This is a genomic window from Paraburkholderia sp. J12, from assembly GCF_905220215.1.
In the GTDB taxonomy this organism is placed as follows: Bacteria; Pseudomonadota; Gammaproteobacteria; order Burkholderiales; family Burkholderiaceae; genus Paraburkholderia.
In genome coordinates, this window is the sequence record NZ_CAJMZC010000056.1 from 1 (window position 1) to 352 (window position 352).

Sequence of the window (352 nt, forward strand, 5' to 3'; positions counted from 1 at the left end):
CTCATCGGCCGAGCATCGGCAGCTTCAGCCCTGCTTCGCGCGCAGTCTGCTGCGCGAGTTCGTAGCCGGCATCCGCGTGGCGCATCACGCCCGTCGCCGGGTCGTTGTGCAGCACCCGGCCCAGACGCTCGTGCGCCGCCGCCGTGCCGTCCGCCACGATCACCACGCCCGCGTGCTGCGAGAAACCCATCCCCACGCCGCCGCCATGATGCAGCGACACCCACGACGCCCCACCCGCCGTATTCAGCAGCGCATTGAGCAGCGGCCAGTCGCTCACCGCATCCGAGCCGTCCTTCATCGACTCCGTCTCGCGGTTCGGGCTCGCCACCGAACCCGTATCCAGGTGGTCCCG

General features: G+C 70.5%; 1 pseudogene. It reads right to left on the bottom strand.

Features of this window, described 5'->3' with window-relative positions:
- Nucleotide 1: 1 nt before the first annotated feature.
- Nucleotides 2-352: pseudogene (locus tag U5760_RS31580) on the bottom strand (urocanate hydratase); the annotation flags it as partial.